This window comes from Sphingomonas sp. BL-S-28, assembly GCF_055521515.1.
Genome location: NZ_CM145483.1, coordinates 364,213 through 383,006 on the forward strand (window position 1 = coordinate 364,213; position 18,794 = coordinate 383,006).

The 18,794-nt window shown below is 61.8% G+C and carries 15 protein-coding genes and 1 tRNA gene; 9 read left to right on the plus strand and 7 right to left on the minus strand.

Annotated features, from left to right (window positions below):
• Positions 1-3: 3 nt before the first annotated feature.
• The 3 genes from ACZ1JC_RS01645 to ACZ1JC_RS01655 are packed head-to-tail and all read left to right on the plus strand — an operon-like array spanning position 4 to position 2,962.
• Entirely contained in the window at positions 4-387 is a 384-nt protein-coding gene (locus tag ACZ1JC_RS01645) for a response regulator transcription factor (RefSeq protein WP_465139646.1), read from the plus strand.
• On the plus strand, positions 384-1,028 hold the full coding sequence (locus tag ACZ1JC_RS01650) for a chemotaxis protein CheX (RefSeq protein WP_465139645.1): 645 nt from the start codon (positions 384-386) through the stop codon (positions 1,026-1,028). Before ACZ1JC_RS01645 ends, ACZ1JC_RS01650 begins: the two co-directional genes overlap by 4 nt.
• Positions 1,028-2,962, plus strand: a complete 1,935-nt coding sequence (locus ACZ1JC_RS01655) for a hybrid sensor histidine kinase/response regulator (RefSeq protein WP_465139644.1) — start codon at positions 1,028-1,030, stop codon at positions 2,960-2,962. The genes ACZ1JC_RS01650 and ACZ1JC_RS01655 overlap by 1 nt, the downstream gene beginning before the upstream one ends.
• A 304-nt stretch (positions 2,963-3,266) precedes the next feature.
• On the opposite strand, the gene ACZ1JC_RS01660 is transcribed toward ACZ1JC_RS01655, so the two are convergent.
• On the minus strand, positions 3,267-4,889 hold the full coding sequence (locus tag ACZ1JC_RS01660) for a bifunctional AfsR/SARP family transcriptional regulator/alpha/beta hydrolase (protein WP_465139643.1): 1,623 nt from the start codon (positions 4,887-4,889) through the stop codon (positions 3,267-3,269).
• A 169-nt stretch (positions 4,890-5,058) separates the two neighbouring features.
• Between ACZ1JC_RS01660 and ACZ1JC_RS01665 the strand changes: the two genes are divergently transcribed.
• The 4 genes from ACZ1JC_RS01665 to ACZ1JC_RS01680 all read left to right on the plus strand — a co-directional run bounded on the left by ACZ1JC_RS01665 (position 5,059) and on the right by ACZ1JC_RS01680 (position 8,384).
• Positions 5,059-5,181 carry a hypothetical protein gene (locus tag ACZ1JC_RS01665; RefSeq protein ID WP_465139642.1) on the plus strand — a complete coding sequence of 41 codons (123 nt, stop codon included), beginning with the start codon at positions 5,059-5,061 and terminating at the stop codon, positions 5,179-5,181.
• 32 nt (positions 5,182-5,213) lie between these two features.
• Complete coding sequence (locus ACZ1JC_RS01670) at positions 5,214-6,119, plus strand: hypothetical protein (protein WP_465139641.1); 906 nt, start codon at positions 5,214-5,216, stop codon at positions 6,117-6,119.
• Positions 6,120-6,148: 29 nt separating this feature from the next.
• On the plus strand, positions 6,149-6,736 hold the full coding sequence (locus ACZ1JC_RS01675) for an OsmC family protein (protein ID WP_465139640.1): 588 nt from the start codon (positions 6,149-6,151) through the stop codon (positions 6,734-6,736).
• A 265-nt stretch (positions 6,737-7,001) separates the two neighbouring features.
• Entirely contained in the window at positions 7,002-8,384 is a 1,383-nt protein-coding gene (locus ACZ1JC_RS01680) for a M1 family aminopeptidase (protein ID WP_465139639.1), read from the plus strand.
• Between the two features lie 580 nt (positions 8,385-8,964).
• On the opposite strand, the gene ACZ1JC_RS01685 is transcribed toward ACZ1JC_RS01680, so the two are convergent.
• The 5 genes from ACZ1JC_RS01685 to ACZ1JC_RS01705 all read right to left on the minus strand — a co-directional run bounded on the left by ACZ1JC_RS01685 (position 8,965) and on the right by ACZ1JC_RS01705 (position 15,858).
• Positions 8,965-9,990, minus strand: a complete 1,026-nt coding sequence (locus tag ACZ1JC_RS01685; protein WP_465139638.1) for a phospholipase C/P1 nuclease family protein — start codon at positions 9,988-9,990, stop codon at positions 8,965-8,967.
• 11 nt (positions 9,991-10,001) lie between these two features.
• Positions 10,002-11,219, minus strand: a complete 1,218-nt coding sequence (locus ACZ1JC_RS01690) for an SGNH/GDSL hydrolase family protein (RefSeq protein ID WP_465139637.1) — start codon at positions 11,217-11,219, stop codon at positions 10,002-10,004.
• A gap of 13 nt (positions 11,220-11,232) precedes the next feature.
• Positions 11,233-14,169, minus strand: a complete 2,937-nt coding sequence (locus ACZ1JC_RS01695) for a TonB-dependent receptor (RefSeq protein ID WP_465139636.1) — start codon at positions 14,167-14,169, stop codon at positions 11,233-11,235.
• Positions 14,170-14,255: 86 nt separating this feature from the next.
• Positions 14,256-15,242 carry a FecR family protein gene (locus ACZ1JC_RS01700; protein ID WP_465139635.1) on the minus strand — a complete coding sequence of 329 codons (987 nt, stop codon included), beginning with the start codon at positions 15,240-15,242 and terminating at the stop codon, positions 14,256-14,258.
• Positions 15,223-15,858 carry an RNA polymerase sigma factor gene (locus tag ACZ1JC_RS01705; protein WP_465139634.1) on the minus strand — a complete coding sequence of 212 codons (636 nt, stop codon included), beginning with the start codon at positions 15,856-15,858 and terminating at the stop codon, positions 15,223-15,225. The genes ACZ1JC_RS01700 and ACZ1JC_RS01705 overlap by 20 nt, the downstream gene beginning before the upstream one ends.
• Positions 15,859-16,023: 165 nt before the next feature.
• Between ACZ1JC_RS01705 and ACZ1JC_RS01710 the strand changes: the two genes are divergently transcribed.
• The gene (locus tag ACZ1JC_RS01710; RefSeq protein WP_465139633.1) at positions 16,024-16,938 is read left to right on the plus strand and encodes a S1/P1 nuclease; all 915 of its coding nucleotides are present in this window, start codon (positions 16,024-16,026) and stop codon (positions 16,936-16,938) included.
• Between the two features lie 304 nt (positions 16,939-17,242).
• On the opposite strand, the gene ACZ1JC_RS01715 is transcribed toward ACZ1JC_RS01710, so the two are convergent.
• Positions 17,243-17,322: transfer RNA gene (locus ACZ1JC_RS01715), tRNA-Ser, on the minus strand.
• A 259-nt stretch (positions 17,323-17,581) separates the two neighbouring features.
• Here ACZ1JC_RS01715 and ACZ1JC_RS01720 point away from each other — a divergent pair.
• Positions 17,582-18,781 carry a tyrosine-type recombinase/integrase gene (locus ACZ1JC_RS01720; RefSeq protein ID WP_465139632.1) on the plus strand — a complete coding sequence of 400 codons (1,200 nt, stop codon included), beginning with the start codon at positions 17,582-17,584 and terminating at the stop codon, positions 18,779-18,781.
• Positions 18,782-18,794: the final 13 nt, after the last annotated feature.

Consider the following 18,794-nt stretch of genomic DNA (forward strand, 5'->3'; position numbering starts at 1 on the left):
CATATGTCCGTTACCGTATTGATCGTAGATGACAGCAAGCTGGCGCGGATCGTCGCCGGAAAGGCGCTGGCCGAACTCCAGCCCGAATGGAAAAAGGTAGAGGCCGGAAGCGCTGCTCAGGCTCTTGAGATCATCGAGGAAACGGCGCCCGATCTGGCGCTGATAGATTTTAACATGACGGAGAAGGATGGACTAGAACTAGCGAGCGAGTTGCGCGTTCTCCTCCCCGACATGCCTATCGCCATCATCACAGCGAACATTCAGGACGAGATAGTCGCGCGGGCGAGAGAGATCGGCGCGGGCTTCGTTCCCAAGCCGGTAACCGCCGATGCGCTTGAGCCGTTCCTTTCCGGCGCGGCCCTGCGTTTCCGGGCAAAACGGGCATGACGCCTGACGCCATTGTCCTGGCCGAGCTTGAGCGCGATGCACTGACGGAGATCGTCAACATCGGCGTTAGTCGGGCTGCCTCTAGCCTGCGCAAGATGATCGGCGATCAGGTTCTGCTTTCGGTCCCCTCGATCGAGATCGTGAACCAGCAGCGCGCGGCCCGCCTCATCAGTGAGCGCGAGGTCAGCGACCTGGTGGCCGTGCGGCAGGACTTTTCCGGCCCATTTTCCGGCCGGGCACTCCTTATCTTCCCCGAGACGAACAGCCTTGAACTGGTACGAGCGGTTACCGGCGACGCGCTTTCACCGGAAGACGTTCTGGAAATGGAGAACGAGGCGCTTGCCGAAACCGGCAATGTCATCCTCAATTCCTGTCTGGCGACGATGGCCAACATGCTCAAGCGGTCGCTGACGATGACCATTCCGGAAGTGCTGCGCGGCACAGGTGCGAGCCTTTTCGAGACCACTGATCATGGCGAGGGGGAGGGGCTCGTCCTGTTCCTCTACATCGACTTTGCCGTCCGCCGCCGGGACATTCGCGGGTATATTGCCATGATAATGGACCTTCCTTCGCTCGCGACGCTGAAGGATCTGCTGGGTGAATTTATCGAGCGCGTGGTCGGCGAGGATATTGGGGAATAATGAACGAACCCGCGATCAGCCTGCTTTCGGTTGCCCCTGGTGCCAGCGGCACTTGGGATTGGGATATCGTTGCCGACCGCTTGACCGTCGATGCGGGCTTTGCGGAGCTTTACGGCATCGATCCCGAAGCGGGTATGGTGGGTCTGCCCCCCAGCGCATTCTTCAAGGCGGTCCATCCCGAAGACCGCGCCCGGGTTCGCATAGCGGTTGCCGGCATTCTTGCGGGCGCTGAGTTCTTTTCCAAGGAATTCAGGGTCGTCGCGCCCGATGGGGCGACCCTGTGGGTCCACGCCCGCGGGCAAGGCCTGACCAGCGACAGCGATGAACCGATCAGGTTCACTGGACTGCTCGTCGACGTGACCGAACGCAAGCGCACCGAAGAAAGGCTGCGGATTGCCCAGTCTGCAGGCGGTATCGGCACCTTCGAGTACATGGACGGTTTTGCCACGGCGACGGTCTCCGACGAGTTCTGCCGGCTACTGGGGCTGCACCCCGCGCCCATTCTACCCGTGCAGACGATCAACAGCGTGCACCTCGATACGCGGGAACGGCTCATTCCCGGGCCTGACGACAGCATCGTCGAGGATGGGTTCGATGCGGAATTCCAGATCGCTCGCCGCGACGATGGCGGCCACAGGTGGATAGCCCGGCGCGGGGAAGTTTTCCGGGAAGGGGCAGGCTATCGGCTGGTCGGCGTGATCTACGATGTCACTGCCGCCAAGGAGCAGGAAGCCGCGCTGCGTGAATTGAACGACACTCTGGAAACGCGGGTCGAACAGGAAGTCGCCACGCGGCACCGCGCGGAAGACGCGTTGCGCCAGGCCCAGAAAATGGAGGCCATCGGCCAACTGACCGGCGGCATCGCGCACGATTTCAACAATTTGCTGATGGCGATATCCAGCAGTCTGGAACTGCTGCGAAAGCGCGTTCCTCTCGATGAAACCGCAGCCCGCCTGATCGACAACGCCGAGCAGGGCGCGCGCCGAGGGGCAGCGCTTACCCAGCGAATGCTGGCTTTCGCCCGCCGGCAGGATCTCGTCACCGAACATGTCGATGTCCGCACCCTGGTCTTTGGCTTCCGCGACCTCATCGAACGGACGCTTGGCCCGCAATGGCAGCTCGAACTGGCCATACCTGACGATTTACCGCCAGTTCTGGTCGACACCAACCAACTCGAAATGGCGCTGCTCAATCTCGTGGTGAATGCCCGCGATGCCATGCCTGCAGGTGGCGCGGTGCGGATCGAGGCCGGGCAAAAGGTGCTGACCGATGGAGAGTTGAGCGAGGCGGGGGCGGGATCGTTCGTGACCCTCTCCGTTGTCGACACCGGGCATGGCATGGATGCCGATACGCTTTCCCGCGCGACGGAGCCCTTCTTCACGACCAAGGGCGTGGGGAAGGGGACGGGGCTGGGCCTCTCGATGATTCACGGATTTGCCAAGCAACTTGGCGGGGGCTTCGTAATCGAGAGTGCGCCCGGCCAAGGAACGGTAGCAACGCTGTGGGTTCCCGTTACTACGCCACATTTGGAGGCGCCCGCACCCATCGCTCCGGTTCGCGCTATCCCTACTGAGACGAGAAAGCTGAAGGTGCTCGCGGTCGACGACGACGGCCTGATCCTGATGAACACCGCTGCAATGCTGGAAGACCTGGGACATGAAGTCTTCGAGGCACATTCCGGCCAACGGGCGCTTGAACTTCTCCAGAAAATACCCGATGTGGACCTGATGATCACCGATCAGGCCATGCCGAACATGACTGGAACCCAACTGGCCGATCTAGCCATCGATCTGCTGCCTGATCTGCCGATCATTCTTGCGAGCGGTTATGCCGAGCTACCGGCCGGTGCACCATCGCGCATGATCAAGCTTGGCAAACCATTCGGCCAGCAAGATCTGAAACAGGCTGTCGATCTGGCGACCGCTAGAGGCTGAACTTTGAGCTACTACTCGAAGGGCGACGCGACAGTGACCCCGAGAACAGAAAAATCATAAAAGGCAGTTCTTCTGCGTTGCGACGACGCCGCGCCCGCATTGGTCGGCATCCATATTCTGTTCCTCGCGTAGCCCTGCTTTGGGATCCGGAATGTTGATGGGCATGGGCTCCTCACAACGGCAGATATCGGCGCTGAGGTTTTGTCCTGCGTGATATCTGTCGTCTCACGCAATGGCCGCTTTTGGTGACCTGATCAGGTGCTCTGGACGGCAGCAATGGGGGCGGTAGCTGTCGACCATCGCATTACGACTTGAATTGGCTGTCCGCTTCCAGGAACGTCCGGATCGCGCCAGCGGCTCGCGGCCAGGCGGGCTCTTCCTCAAGCACCAGGTGATTGAGGCTGTCGAGCTGGACGAACTGCGAATTGGGAATGGTGGCGGCCAGCCCTCTGCCCGATGAGAACGGAATAACCGCATCTTTGTCCGCATGAAGTACCAGAGTAGGCGTCATGACCTGAGGCACCAAGTCTCGCACATCTATTTTCCCGAAGGCCTCTTGAAGCCGCACCGCGTTTTCAGGCGACGCCGAAACCTTCTGGAGCTCATTGAACCAGTCCGCCGCCTGAGGCGGCATGTCGGGAAAGAACAGGGAGGTGAACATCTGCCGGAACGCAGGATTGTTTCTGCCCCAACCTGTGCCCGTCAGCGTGACCATCGCCCGGCGCATCGCGACTTCGTCCGGCGTGTCTCGCAGTTCCCAGCCAAGTGCATAACCGCCGTAAAGCACCAGCTTGCGCACCCTGTCCGGATTGCGCACGGCATAGGCAATCGCCACGCTGCACCCTTGCGAGACGCCGAACAGATCGAAGGTCTCCAACCCGGCGGCATCGACGACGCTGGAAAGATCGTCGACGAAAGCCTCGAACCCGATGTCGCGAACGTTCCAGTCCGACAGCCCATTGCCCCGCTCGTCATAGCGGAACAGGGTCCGGTACTGGGCCAGATTGCGTATCCAGTGCTGCCAGACGGGGCTGTCGAAATCGTGTTCTAGATGGTTGAGCCAATTCGCGGTCTTCACAAGCGGCGGACCGCTGCCGACGCTCGAATAGGCCAGCCCGGTTCCGTCCCTTGCCGTGCAGAAGCGCACTTGCTGGTGCAGGGCCTGCTCGACAACGACCTCGACGTCTGCCGGGGTGCTGCCGCCAGTCGGCCCGATTTTCGCGCGCAACTGGCCCGGCACACGCAATTCGGCCGCGTCTAGCGCGCGAATGGCTGCGCCGCGTTGTTGCTCCGCCTCCTGCACCCGCCCACTTGACCGCAGAAGGTCGATCATCGTGGTGCGCGCGATCGCATCGTAGGGATCGAGCACCGACCAACGCCGCGCCAGTGCAAGGGCCTGTTCGCGCCTCTCCTCCTGTTCGGCAAATCGACCAACCAGTTCACGCAGGATGGTCAACTGCCAGCGGCGCGTATCCTCCCGCATCGCCACCAGCCAGCCGTGGAAGGTATCGCAGGCCCGCAATTCTGCGCCTTCCAGAAACTCTCCTTCCGGCGCGATGGCGGCTTCGAGGATTTCGGAATTGACCTTGCGCACATCGCCGCCGGCAACCTCGCGCAGCTTGCGCCAGTCCACGCTGATGTCCGAACAATCGAGCGAGACGGTCTCCCCCTCGGCGACCAGCCGGGCGCGACCCGCCTCATCAACCAGGGGGCGGATCTTGGAAAGGCTCCAGCGCAACGCGCCCCTGGGATCGTCCGGCAGGTCCCACAACAGGCCGCACAAGTGCTCCCGCCGTGCCGGGCGGTCGGTGGCGGCCAGATAGGCGAGAAGCGCCCGCGTCTTGCGAGAGGAAGGGAGTGAAACGCCTTCACCCTCGTGACGCAGCGCCATGGGACCGACAAGATCAAGGGCAATCCGCACCTTCATCCACCCTTCCTTGCTGCCCCCCAGCAGCCATCCGCGCGTGGTAAATTAGCAGATCGGGCTTCAAACGCCAATTTCCACGCCGCTTCCCACGCCGACTCTCACAGCCTCCCCGCACAACATTCCTACCGGCCCAATCAGGGGCCAGGGATTAAAGCGAAAGGCCCATTCCATGAACACTGCCCTTCAAGCATTCGCCCGCTGCGCCGCGCTCAGCCTGCTGGCTGCGCTGACCTCCAGCTTCGCCGTCAGCACCGCCGTCGGCCCCCTGGCGGGCGCCTTCACGCTGGCCTGACGGCAATATCGTCCTCAGCGGAGAAAACGCCCATGTACGCACCCTTTTCCTACGGCGCTGTGCTCGCATCGTCGCAGAAGGCCGCCTGGCAGCTCGATGATGTGCTGCCAGGCGATGCCGAACTGGATTTCACCCGCCCGTTCCTGCCGGAAGCTCTGGCGCGAACGGGTGGCTCCGGCCTTCCGGACCGCGATCGCCTGCTCCTCAACCAGATCAGGGCGCACGAATACCTGGCCCTGTTCGGGCTGGTCGAGGAGTTCATCCTGCCCTTCGTGCTCGATCACGCCCGGCCGCTGTTGAACGGCGACGACCTGCGCGTGCGCGCGCTTCTGCAATTCGCAGGAGAGGAGGCCAAGCACATTCACCTCTTCCGCCGCTTCGCCGATACCTTTTCACGCGGTTTCGGCGAACGGTGCCCGGTGATCGGCCCGGCGGAGGCCATCGGGCGCGCCGTCATGGCGCACGCTCCGCTCTCGGTCGCCTTGGCCATTCTTCATATCGAATGGATGACACAGGCCCATTACCTAGAATCCGTGCGCGGCGATCGCCAGATCGAAGCGCGCTTCAAGAGCCTGTTGCGCCATCACTGGATGGAGGAAGCGCAGCACGCACGGATAGACACCCTGATGGTGGAGGCACTGGTCGAAGGCCTTGATGCCACGGATATCGAGGCTGGATTTCGCGGCTACCTCGCCATCGTGGACTTTCTGGACGGCGGGCTGGCCCAGCAGGCGACCATGAACGTCACCGTGCTGGAGAGCCGGATCGGCACGCTGGGACCGGACGCAAGAGAGCGGCTGGTGAAGCAGCAGCATCAGGCATCGCGCTGGACTTTTCTGGGCTCGGGCATGGCCCACCCCCGCTTCCGCCAGACGCTTGCCTGGCTCTCGCCCGATTTCATTGTTCGGCTGGACGCCATCGCCCCCGCCTACGCCTGACCATTCAATCGTTAAGAAAGGAAATCACCATGGAACATGCAGTATCGAATATCGTCAACGGGATCGATCTTGCGGCCCTGTCCGAAGTCGTCGCCGCCATCCAGTCCGATCCGGCCACCGCCCGCGTCCGCTTCCGCGTCACCACGCATTGGTCAGGGCGGACGCGCAGCGAGTCTGTTGTCGAGGCCTTTGAGCTGGCTGGCGAGAGGATCGAAAGGCGCTTCAAGGTCGTGGCGGACGAACCCGAAGAACTTCTGGGAACGAACAGCGCGCCAAACCCACAGGAACTGCTGATGTCGGCTCTCAATGCCTGCATGACCGTGGGCTATGTCGCGCAGGCCGCAGTGCGCGGGGTCGAACTGGAACGGCTGGAGATCGAGACGACAGGCCAACTCGATCTGCGGGGTTTCCTGGGGCTCGATGACGGTGTCCCGCCCGGTTACCGCCAGCTGGACTATACCGTGCGCATCGGCGGCAACGGCAGCGTCGAACAGTTCCGCGACATCCATGAGGCGGTGATGAAGACGTCTCCGAACTTCTTCAATCTTGCCCAGCCGATTTTCATGAACGGCCGTGTCGAAGTCGTGAATGTCGATAGCGGAGCTATCACTGCGTGATGCCAACCCGGTCATGCCTTGTCACTGGAAGGCATGGCCGGGTTCGTCTTTGGTACCGAAGTTTCTTCCGCCTTGGCGACGTCGTCCCAATCGAAACGGAAAGAAACATGCTCTGCCATATGAATTGATAGCTCGCCGCGCGTCCGCTTCCTAACAAGCAACAGGCAAGCAATAGCCGGCCTCTTCACGTTTTTCTCGATCGCCCATTGCTGCGGGTCTGCTCCACGCTACGCTATCGTACGCCCACCGAAGCAGGAGATTTCAGTTGCCGCGTTTTCGGCTTGTTGCTTCCACGCTCCTGTTTGGAATCGGAAACGCTGGATCAGCCTTGCTCGCGAACCCCGCCTTTGCTGATCCGACACGCGGCGCGGGCTTCGACGTTGAAAGCTACGATCTGGCGCTTACGCCAGATATGCAGAACGAGACGGTTGCTGCCCGCGAAACGATCCGCTTCCGTGCGATCGACGAGGGGTTACGGCAGCTCAGTTTTTCGGCGAATGCGCTCACCATCGACAGCGCGACGCTCAATGGCGTGCCCGTCTCCCCAGCCTTGAAGGGGGACAGTCTCACGTTCGACCTGCCCACACCGATTGCGCGCGGGCGCTCGATGACACTTGAACTCGCCTATCATGGACGCCCTGCGCGCGGCTTCTCACGATCGGCAACGTCCCTTTACACAAGCTATTTTGCCTGTGACTGGATGATCTGTCGCCAAAACGATTTTGGAGACAAGGCGGCATTCTCGCTTGCGCTTCGCGTGCCGGCGGGAATGGACACGATCTCGATCGGTCGGCTGGTGTCGAAACGGGCGGGGCCAGACGGCAGTGAGATCCAAAGGTGGAAGGCGGCCCGGCCATATTCGGCCTATCTCTATGGGTTCGCCGTCGGGCAGTTCGCCAGCGTCAGCAAACAGGTCGGATCGGCCAAGCTCATTTATCTCAGTGACGTGGCCGATGTGAACGAATTAGAGCAGCGGTTTGCTCCAACGCCTGAAATGGTTCGCTTCCTTTCGGAAAAGGCAGGTGTACCGCTTCCCGTTGCCGAATACCGCCAGCTCTTGATCAAGGGTGACGAAGCGCAAGAGGCTGCGACTTATTCCGTAATCGGGATGGACGAGTTGCCGGCAAGTAGTGACCTCCCTGATCAGGATTGGGTGATCATCCATGAGCTTGCGCATCAATGGTGGGGCAATCTCGTCACCAGTGCGAGCCTCAAGGATTTTTGGCTGAACGAGGGGATCACGACGTTCTTGACAGCCGCCTGGAAGGAACATCGTTACGGCCACTCTGCTTATGAGTCCGAACTCGACATCGCTAGGGGGCGACTGGATAAGGTGAGGGCCAAGGGCTATGACAAGCCACTTGCATGGGGCGGTCATTATCCCACGCTTGGAACGCGCCGCGCCATCCAATATAGCAAGGGTGCCCTGTTCATGGACCATCTACGCGCCACGCTGGGGGATGCGGCTTTCTGGTCCGGGCTAAGCCGCTTCACCCGCGCCCATGCTGGGGGTGTCGTCACTAGCATTGACCTTGAACGCGCGATGGAAGCTGCGAGCGGCCGAAACTTGCGCCAGATTTTCGCCGATTGGGTCTTTGGTGATCCGTCAGAAGCGGAAGGGCCTGCTTTTCCAAGCTCCGCCCACTAGGAAGCGATCTTCAATCCACTCGAGCGCGACGATGCGATAAACGCGGGTATCATCTCCCATCCCGCAAGCCGTGCCGTTAGAACCGGCCAGGCAACCGCCATTTGCGCCATTCGCATGGACGCCATCCAGCGAGGCGGACGGCCGGCTTTCGGGATCACAGGAGTGGTCGCCGTATGTCTGAATTGAGGGCGATTGCTGCCAAGGGATTCTGAGCAAGCTGAACGCTAGGAGTGTCTGGATTCTTGAGCCAGGCGCTCCGAAACCGACAGTCGCGAAGGCCCCATTGCTAGCTGTTCACCCGGGCTGGTCTCGGTGAACGAATGGCCGCGTCGGAGATGCTGCTCTGTCGGCGGTTCCGGATCGGAGAGCAGGGAGGGCAGGGAGGGCAGGGAGGGCAGGGAGGGCAGGGAGGGCAGGGCAGGGCAGGGCAGGGCAGGGGATATAGCAGCTAGCGCCCGAAGATGGCCAATCCGGGGGCGACTTTATAGCTCGGAAATTCGATCGTCCGTTTTACCGTTAAAACGCATCAACGATGGCAGAAAAGTAGAGCGATCTCGTTGGCCGATCTGGCTAATCGCTCTCACTGTTTATCGGAATTAAGGACGGCAGGCGCAGAGCCCGTATCCGGATCATAGTCGGGATTCGATGGATCCAGGGGGTTCGGAATTCCCGTGGGCTCCGCAGCGGACTGACGCCAGGCCCGGACGATCAGGTCGCGCAGTAGAGCCGCACCGGCGCCAGTCCGGTCCAAGACGAGATTTCGCGCCTCGGCGTCATTGGAGGAACTGAGCGCACCGCGCTTTTCGAGCCGATAGACATCCTCCATGTGCCGGCCGCTCGTTTCCAGAAAAGCGAGTATCTGAGGGAAGAGGTCGCCGTTTTGATGCGCAATCGGCTGCATTCGGCTCGAGACGTCGGCGGCGGTCAACCCGATGCTGGCGACGTATCGAGATTCGAACTGACTGTGGATGGCACCTGCGCGGGTATATCCCTGCGGATCCGGACCCCGCCAACCGTCGCTGTTGACGGACACGTGCAACGGCTGAGAGCCATCGCCAACGTAATGCCCTAGACGAACGACGGTAAAGGCGCAGCTCTGCTCCAGAAACCTGGCTTGTTCTATCTCGCCCTTGCCCCGCGCTTCCCTGAGAAGCCGCATCTGCGCAACCAGGTTTTCGTACTGTTCCATCACGGCATAAGGCAGCGTTCCCGTCCAACGTACATTCATTCTCGCGGCGCCCTCGGGGTCGCTGTCCTTGATCCGCAGCCGTTCGCGATAGAGCGCGAGGACGAAGGCATAACGCGAACGCGGGATGGGGTTCATGAATGCAAATTGCTCTTTGAACCAGCCGTGGTTCGGATCCTCTTCGATCTTTGCAAATGGCTCGCTCGCCGCCCGCCACTTGTCGGGCAACGTCGCGGATCCGGCAATGTAATCAATTTGAGCCTTGAGAAAGATGGGGCCATCCGCCGGCAGGGCTTCGATCGCGGCACGGTCTATCGCCTCGTGGGCTTGTTGGCCCCAGGCGAATGCCGCTGACGGCATTGATGCAAGGCAAGCGGCCAGTAACTGACACGTCATGTGGAGACGGACATTTTTCGGCATACCGGCTCTCTTCAATGCGCAGGCTGGAACAGCGAGAGCGGAATGGCCCGGCCCATCGCCTCGTAGCCGGCATTGCCCGGATGCAGATGGTCGCCGGAATCGAAGACGCGCTTGATTACCGGCGGGGAGGCGGTGTCGCGCAGGGCGGCTTCGAAGTCGATCACGGCATCGAATTCGCCGCTGGAGCGGATCCAGGCATTGGTCCTTTGCCGGATGTCTTCCATGGCGGGCGTGAACGCTTTCCAGCCGAACCCGGGCGTGATCGTTCCGCCGATGATCCGGATGCCGCGGGCATGGGCAGCGGCGATCAGTCGGCGATAGCCGGCGATCAGGTCCTCTGCGGTGAGCGCGGGTTCGCCGGGAAGCGAGGCGCGCCAGATGTCGTTCACGCCTTCCAGAACGATCAGGTGAGAGACGCCGGGCACGGAGGCGACATCGCGGTCGAAACGGTCGATGGCGGCGGTTCCCCGCCCATCGCGCAGCAGGCGATTGCCGCTGATCCCCATGTTGACGACGCCGCAGTGGCTTTTCGGGCGCTGTTCCATCAGCCGCCGCGCCAGCACGCCCGGCCACCCGCGCCAATCGGGCCGGGTTCCCCGCGCGCCTTCGGTGATGGAATCGCCCAGCGTGACGATAGTGCAGGGGGCGGCGGGGTTGCGCACGGCGATCTGGGTCACCAGCGGGCGGATCTTCGCTGGTTCGTACGCGCTGCCGCCCGCATCCCCGGTTGCTGCGGCAAACGCAGCCGGAAAGCCGGCATTGCCGGCGACGGTGGTGCTCGGCGCGGCGGTGGCGATTTCGACGATCAGGTCTTCGCCCGCCTTTACCGGAAGGCTGACCGGCTGCGTGTCCGCCGTCTGCCCGGCGGGCAGGGATGGGCTGGTCAGCGCAACCGGTCGCAGGGTCTGCGTGTCCTGCGCAAAGCCGTCCTTGTCGGCCGCGCGGGCCAGCGTGATCCCGGCAATCTGCAGCATGCGCGCGCCGTCGGGATTGGTCAGCGTCAGCCTGACGGCATCGCCCGACTGGCTGACGCGCATGCGGTAGCGATAGGTTCCGGCCGGGTTTTCCGCCTTGACCGATCCGGTGGCGGGGGAGGTGGCGTATCCCCATGCACCGGCCCATTCACGCGTCGTCGACTGTGCTGCGGATTCGCCATTTGCCGTGGCCGAGAATGCCGCCGAAAATGCCACGGTGCCGCACAGCAGCGCTGCGGTGAAAAGAGGCTTCATTGTGCCGCCCCCTTCAGAACTTGAACCGCAGGGCGGCCGAATAGACCCGCCCTTCGAAATAGACGCGGTCGGTAAAGGCCTTGGTCCCCCAATAGGCACGCTGCGGCCGGTTCAGCAGGTTGGTGCCGTCCACGGTGAGCGAGAGGTTGCGGCTGAAGTTATAGGTCGCAGACGCATCCAGGCGCGAGATCGGATACCAGTTCAGGTTCTTGCTGGGGTCGGTGGCGTTGTAGCTGAGCGTGAAATCGCTGCGCCAGGACCATGCCACTTTCGCGCGAAACTTGCCGTCGTCATAGAACAGGCTGGTGTTGTAGCTGTTCTTGGAAATGCCGGGCGTCTGGCCCTTGAATGCGGTGCTGGCGGCGGTTGCGGGCAGGCTCTGCTCGGACTGGATATAGGTGTAGTTGGCCGATGCGCCGAAGTGGCGAAGCACGCCGGGCGCAAAGTCGAAGAAGGTGCTGGCGCCGACTTCGATGCCCTTGATGTAGCCGTCACCCGCGTTGACGTACTTGGTGACATCCACGGTGCCGAGCGCACCGGGAATGGTGTCGTCCTCCAGCGTCGTCTTGACGATGTAGCCTTTGACGTCGCGGTAGAAACCGGCAAGCGTGATCGATCCGGTCCGCCCGAGGTAGTATTCCAGCGACAGATCCCAGTTGGTGGAGTGCACCGGCTTCAGGTCCGGATTGCCCGCCGTCGCCACGCCGGTATAGCTGCCCGATGCGGCCTGGACTTGCACCAGATAGACGGTGGGATTGAGGTTGGCGAAGTCCGGGCGGCTGAACGTCTTGGTCCAGGCCCCGCGCAGCTGAAGCTGCGGTGTGAAGTGGACGATGGCGCTGATCGCGGGGTCTACGTCGATGTAGTTCTGGCGGCCGTGGATCGGGTCGTAGCGGGTGATGGTACCGCCGGTGGTCGGGGTGTTTTCCTTGATCCGCTGGGTGCCGTCGATCGAAAGCCAGGTATTCACCGCGCGCACGCCGGCCACGCCGTCGACCGGAATGCCGGCCACTTTGAAGCCGTACTTGAACTGGCCATAGGCGGCGAAGCTCGATTCCTTGCCGTCGAACGAGCTTTCGGGATCGTAGGCCGGGCGGCCATTGTCGGTGAAGTAGCCGCTCATCCCCTTCAAGGTGCGGATATATTCGTTGAGCGCGATCACATTGGCTTCGCTGTTCAGATAGCTGGCATCGTAGCCCACCCAGCCGGAGGGAATGGCGGCGTCGTCCGCAGTCGGACGGCGGGCAAGCACGACAGGCGTGTCACCGCCGGGAAACGAGGACATCGGCAGATTCAGGGAATTCAGGTCCACCAGCCCGGTGCCCGACCGGTACTTCGCGGTGCGGCTGGCGTAGCGATAGCCGAACTTGAGCGATCGGAAAAAGCCGGAGCCGGTGTCCAGCTCCAGATCACCGCGCCACTGCAGACCCTTGCCCTTCTGCCGCTCCCGCGTGTCCGAATAGGCGCGGACGTGGAACTGGTTGATGTCGGTGATGTCGACCGAGGGGTAGGCATAGGCAAGGCCGCCCCACTTGCTGTCGCTCTGGAACACCGCGTCGATCACCGGGGCCTTGTTGAAGGCCAGCAGGAACAACTGTTGATCGGTATTGATCCGCGATGTGGTGTAGACGGCGCTGGAGGTCAGCGTGGCAATGCCCGAGGTGAAGTCCGCGCCCAGTTCGACTTGTGTGGTATCGAGCACTTGCCGCGTATGGTTGGAGCGCGGTCCGGAGGTGGCAGGTGCCGTGAAGGTCGCGCTCTTGACGATCTTGGTACCGTCCACCAGCTCCACATTGCTGAGCGGGGTGGTGACGGCGATGTTCGTCTGGAAATCGGTATCGGTGTACGTGTTGTCGTCCGTGACATTGGTTGCTCGCAAGTGCACGCCGAAGTTGTAGGCCGGGCGCCACTGGATTTCCCCGGTCAGGACCGGGCGCTGGTAATGCCCCTTTGGGTTCTTCGCCAGGATGCCGGTGGGCAGGATATTTCCCGCCGCATTGGTCTGCGGCTGCAGGTTCTCGCGGTAGGATTCGTAGTAGTCGCGCCGGGTGTAGGATGCGTTGAGCAGCACGCCGAGCTCGCCCGCGCCGGTGTCCCAATTGCCGGCCAGCAGCACGTCGCCGTTGTACATCAACTTTTCGGCCTGATCGTCATAGCTGGCGCGGATCGTGCCGGCGGCGCTCAGGCCTTTCTTGAAATCCAGCGGTTGACGCAGTTGCACGTCCACCGCGCCGCCGATGCCGCCTTCGATCACATCGGGCGTCAGCGCCTTGTAGACTTCCATCGAGCGGATGAGGCCGGCCGGATAGCTGTTCAGCAGCGTACGCCGCGACGATCCGGTATAGGCCTCCTGCCCGTTGATCATCGTCACCACGCTGGAAATACCGCGGATCGTGATCGACTGACCTTCGCCGCGATTGCGGAAGACCTGCACGCCGGGCAGGCGGGCCAGCGCCTCGGTCGCGCTGTTGTCGGGAAGCTGGCCGATATCTTCCGCCGCGACGGCGTCGACGATGGAGGACGAGTTCCGCTTGATCTCCCGTGCCGAGGCAAGGCTGGCGCGATAGCCGGTCACGACGATGTCATTCGCAGCTGCGGCATCGCTGGGAACTGGTGATTGAGCTTCGCTGATTTTCGCACGGCGCAGGACGATCCGCGCGCCGTCGTCCGCGGCGATTTCAAGGCCTGTTCCGGCGATCAACATGCGCAACGCGGCGCGCGCGTCCATGAGGCCCTTGACCGGGCGACTCCGCAGCTTCTCCAGCCCTTCCCCGGGGGCGACGATCTGCACTTGCGCCTGCCGCCCCAGCGTAGCGATCGCCGCAGGCAAGGACTGCGCCGGTACATCGAACTGGCGGTCCTGCGCCATCGCCGGCGTGGCGATCGCACAGGCGGCGACGGCGCAGGTGACGGCGGCAAGCCCGCTGCCGGATAGAAGTCTGGAAATCATGGTAAGCTGTCCCCACAAGCGGCGTGTCTGCCGCTTTCGAGGGCTAGATGCAGGCCGCCCGGCGATCCTCCACCCGGCGCCGAAATTTATTTGCGAGAGATAGTGACGGTATCCTCGCCCACCGTGACGCGAAGATCGTGGGCGAGGGCTGCGGCTTGCGCGAAGCCCGCGGGGTCGCTGGTGGAGAACACGCCGGCTACTTTCAATTCGCCCAGCGCGGGATCCCCGAACACGATGCGGCGGTCGGAATAGCGGGCATATTGGCGGGCGGCATCGGCCAAGGTGAGGCCGGTCAGGTCCATCTCGCCCCTTTGCCACAGGCCGGCCCGATCAACGTCGCCCGGCGAAAGCTGACCCTGCGCGACGGGGCCGCGTGCAGGAACCGCGATGCGGTCTCCTGCGGAGAGCAGATGGGGCTGCGAGTCCCCTGCGCGGACTTCCACCAATCCTTCGCGCACAGTCACAGCGACATCGCCGATGTCTGAGATCTGAACCAGAAAGCTGGTGCCCACCACGCGAATGCGCACGGCGCCGGCCTCCACGATGAAGGGGCGGGCGGCATCTTTGGCCACATCGAAATTCGCTTCGCCTGCCAGCATGCTTACGCGCCGTTCCAGCGGCTGCATCGATACCGAAACCTGTGTTCCGGAATTCAGCGTGACCGCCGATCCATCGGCCAGTGCGGCACGGCGCACGCTTCCCTTTTCGGCGTTCAGCACCTCCGCGCGGGTGAATTTCTCAAGCCCGATAGCGACCAGGACCGAAGCGGCAATGGCGCCGGCCGCGCCGCCCAGCCACAGCCGCCGATCGATCTTGCGCGTGCGCAGGCTTTCCGGCTCGATTTCTAGTCCCGCTGCCGGGCCAGCTTCATCGGGAATATCGCGATCGACGCCCAGCGCCACCGCCCGCTCAAAATAGGCATTGGCCGCCATGGCGCGCGCAAAGGCGCCGGCGTGCCGGGTATCGGCCGCGATCCAGGCGTCGAGTTCTTCCTGCTCCTGCGCGCTCAGCGTATCGGCTTCGGCACGAAGCGCCCAATACGCCGCACGCTCGTCAAGCGCGCTCACGCTCATAGGGGCGGCCGTCGCCTTCGCTGTCGTTTTGCTGTTCACGGAACCTAGATGGCGTATTCCGGGAATTTCCGCCACGCCCGATTGCATTCGTCAGAATGGCCAGTGCCTTGACCATGTGCTTTTCGACCGTGCTTTCCGCCAGATCGAGCTTTTGGGCGACTTCGCGCTGGCTCAGGCCTTGTATCTTGCGCAAGGTGAATACCTCGCGGCAACGATCCGGCAGGGCGGCGATCGCGGCGGCGACCTGCGAAAGCTCCTGCCGATCGGCCGCGACGCGTTCCGGCGTCGGCGCGTCCTCCGGAATTTCGAGGACGTCCGCATTGGCCTGCACGTCGATGGTCACGATCTTCGCGCGGCGCAGCGATTGCAGAATTACCGACTTGGCCACTTCGAACAGATAAGTGCGCGGGTTTCGAATGTGATCCACGCGTTCGATGGACGCCAGGATCGCATAGCTTTCCTGCACGATATCGTCGACTTCCATCCCCGCCGAAGCCGCGCGCGCAGCCAGCCACTGCCGCAAGGCGGCTTCGTGCGGAAAGACATGGCTTCCCAACCAGACAGCACGTTCGCGGGAGAAGGACATGCTGCCGCACCTATCTGCCGAGAATGACAATTTGGATACAATACAAGGACCGGCGAGCCCTCTACGCGGCTTCCGAAAATTAACCGGCGGCCACATGGCGGAAGTGCAGCACGCCCGCATCTAGGTGACGAAACGCCCTAGACGATCATGCCGGTCGACAGGCGCTTTCTTCACCATCAGATGCAAGGAAGATCGATGAAAAACAGGATGATCGGCCGGGCCCGCAGCATGCTGTGCGCCGCCCTTGGCATGTCACTCGCTCTGGCAGGCCCGGCCCATGCCTGGACGAAAACCGGGCACGCTGCCGTCGGCTTCGTCGCCGAAGCCAAACTGAAGACCGATAACAAGCCCGTCTGGGCCAAGCTCGCGCAAATTCTGGGCGACGCGAATCTGTACGACGAAGATGTGGCCGGTTGGGCGGACGATGTGCGCACATCGTATCCCAACCTGATCCATACAGTGCGGATCCCGGTCCTGGCCGCAGTGCCTTCGGCAAGCGATCCCGCCTGCATTGCGGACCAGCCCGCCGTGGCCTGTGCGGATCAGGCGATTGCCCAATACGCCGCGATCCTGAAGGACACGGGCCGTTCGAATGAAGAGCGGCTGATCGCGCTGAAATTCATTCTCCATCTGGTCGGCGATCTGCACCAGCCGCTTCACGGGACTGAGCCCGGCGGCGCGCAGGATCAGGTCGACATTCCCGGCGGCATATTGCTTCCCACCACCACGAACGGCGTGGTGAAGTATCCCGACATGCATTCGGTTTGGGACTATTCCATCGTCAAGAAGCACGGCCTGACCGCGATACAACTGGGCAAGGAGTTGTGGGCCGACACCACGCTCAACCCGCCCACGGGCTACACCCCGCGCGACTGGGCGGTGGAAAGCCGCAATCTCGCAAAGAAGTACATCTTCCTCGACCCAGTAACTCCGACGTCGAGCGATGCATACAAGGTGCCCGTTTGCGGCGGCCGAACGGGCGTTGCCTGTTCGGCGGTTCCCACGGCATTGCCGGCGGATTACGAAACGAAGGAATATTACCTGGCTTCCTATCGGCTCAAGCAGGCGGGCCTGCGTCTGGCGGAGTTGCTGGCATCGATCCTCAGCTAGAAGTTTCGCTGAAAAGGAGATTGCGCCGCTTGGTCGCCCGGGAGTTGAGCAAACCGGAACCTCGGCGACCGGAAACGTCCTGCGGTGCTGCCCAGCAGCCATAATCGTCGGTAGTTCAAGCGGCTGAACATGACTCCGTTTCTCGCAAGTCGCCCTGTTTGATCGGATTTTTCTGTGGAAAAAAGATGGGCCAACCATTCGGCGTGTTCGCCATAGGTCAGGGTAATCCGCTGTCGGATACTAGACCCATATTAGATCGCGCGATTTTTTTGCAAAGTTTGCCAAGCTAAGTGCTTGAAAAGACTGGTGACCCCTACGGGAATCGAACCCGTGTTTCAGCCGTGAGAGAGCAGGTAAAATATCCCCCTTTTGTTCGTAATAGTCCGCAGAAATCCGCCATTTGTTGAGAGTTTGTGCGTCCTTGTTTGCTCGCATTCGCCATCGTATATTAGGCAAATATTAGACAAAAATTTAGCCTCAGGTTTGCGAGTAGGTTTGAGCGGCAAAGACTCTGGATGAAGCGAAGATAGCTGGACGTTCTGAGAGGCGTCGTCTGCTGCCGCGGAACAAGCCGTATTGGCGAGCCATCGATCCAGACGTTCACCTTGGTTACAGGAAGGGGAAGAAGGGAGGGGCTTGGATCGTGCGCTGGCGAGAGGGCGGCGCCTATCGAGAACAGCGCCTGGGTCCCGCCGATGACGAACATCAGGCTGGGACCTTGGATTATGCAGCTGCTATTCGCGCAGCGCGCAGCGTTGTGGACGCGAAGCGAGGTGGTGAAGATGGGGAAGATGAAGCTCCAACAGTGACCGTCAGGTCAGTGATTGAAGAATACGTTGCCATGCGCGATGCGCGCGAAAGCGCGAGAAGCGGTCGTCCAAAGCGCTCAGATGCGAGCATCAGGCTGGGCAAGTATGTACTTGGGCGCACGGGCTATGGTGGCAGGGGCAAAGGTAAGGCGGCAAAGTTGGCAAACTTGCCGTTGCATCTGCTGAACGAAGACCATCTTATCGGCTGGCGGAAGGGGCTGCCAGATGAGCTCAAAGCAGCGACGAAGCAAAGGACCATAAATGATCTGAAGGCTGCCCTGAACGAAGGGTATGCTTCGAATCGCCGGCGTCTCCCCTCCACGCTTCCTTCGATCATCAAATTCGGTTTGAGGGACGTGGCGCGAAGTGAAGGGGATGAAGAGGACGTTGCTCGCGAAAATCAGATCCTGGCCGATTCTCAGATCGTTCATCTGATAAAAGCGGCACGGGAGGTTGATGCAGAGCTCGGTTGGGACGGGGATTTTTACAGGCTTGTCGTGGTTCTTGCGGCTACCGGTGCGCGGATGTCGCAGATTGTCCGGATGCGGGTCATCGACGTGCAGTTTGAAACCTCAAGGCTGATGGTTCCCACGAGCCGAAAGGGCAAAGGTAGCAAGAACCCCAGTACGCCGTTTTCAGTGGGCAACGATGTTTTGGCAATCTTGCGACAAGTCGTGGATGGAAGGTCGCCTTCGGCAAGGCTCCTTGAACGTTGGAGGCACAAGCAGATCCCGGGAAGCATTCAGTGGATTCGCGACAAGCGCGGGCCGTGGGTCAACACATCCGAAATAGTGACGCCGTGGAAAGCCTTGGCTGAAAAGGCAGGGCTACCCGGCGTAATTCCGTATGCTTTGCGCCACTCGAGCATCGTGCGGGGCTTGCGCGTCAATCAGCCCATCCGACTCGTCGCATCGCGGCATGATACCTCTGTCCAAATGATCGAGCGTCATTACGGCCGGTACATTGCCGACGTTATGGACGAAGTTTCGGCGAGGGCTGTTGTCCCTTTGATTTCTGACCTTCTGAGTATCTGAAGTTGGCCGAAAA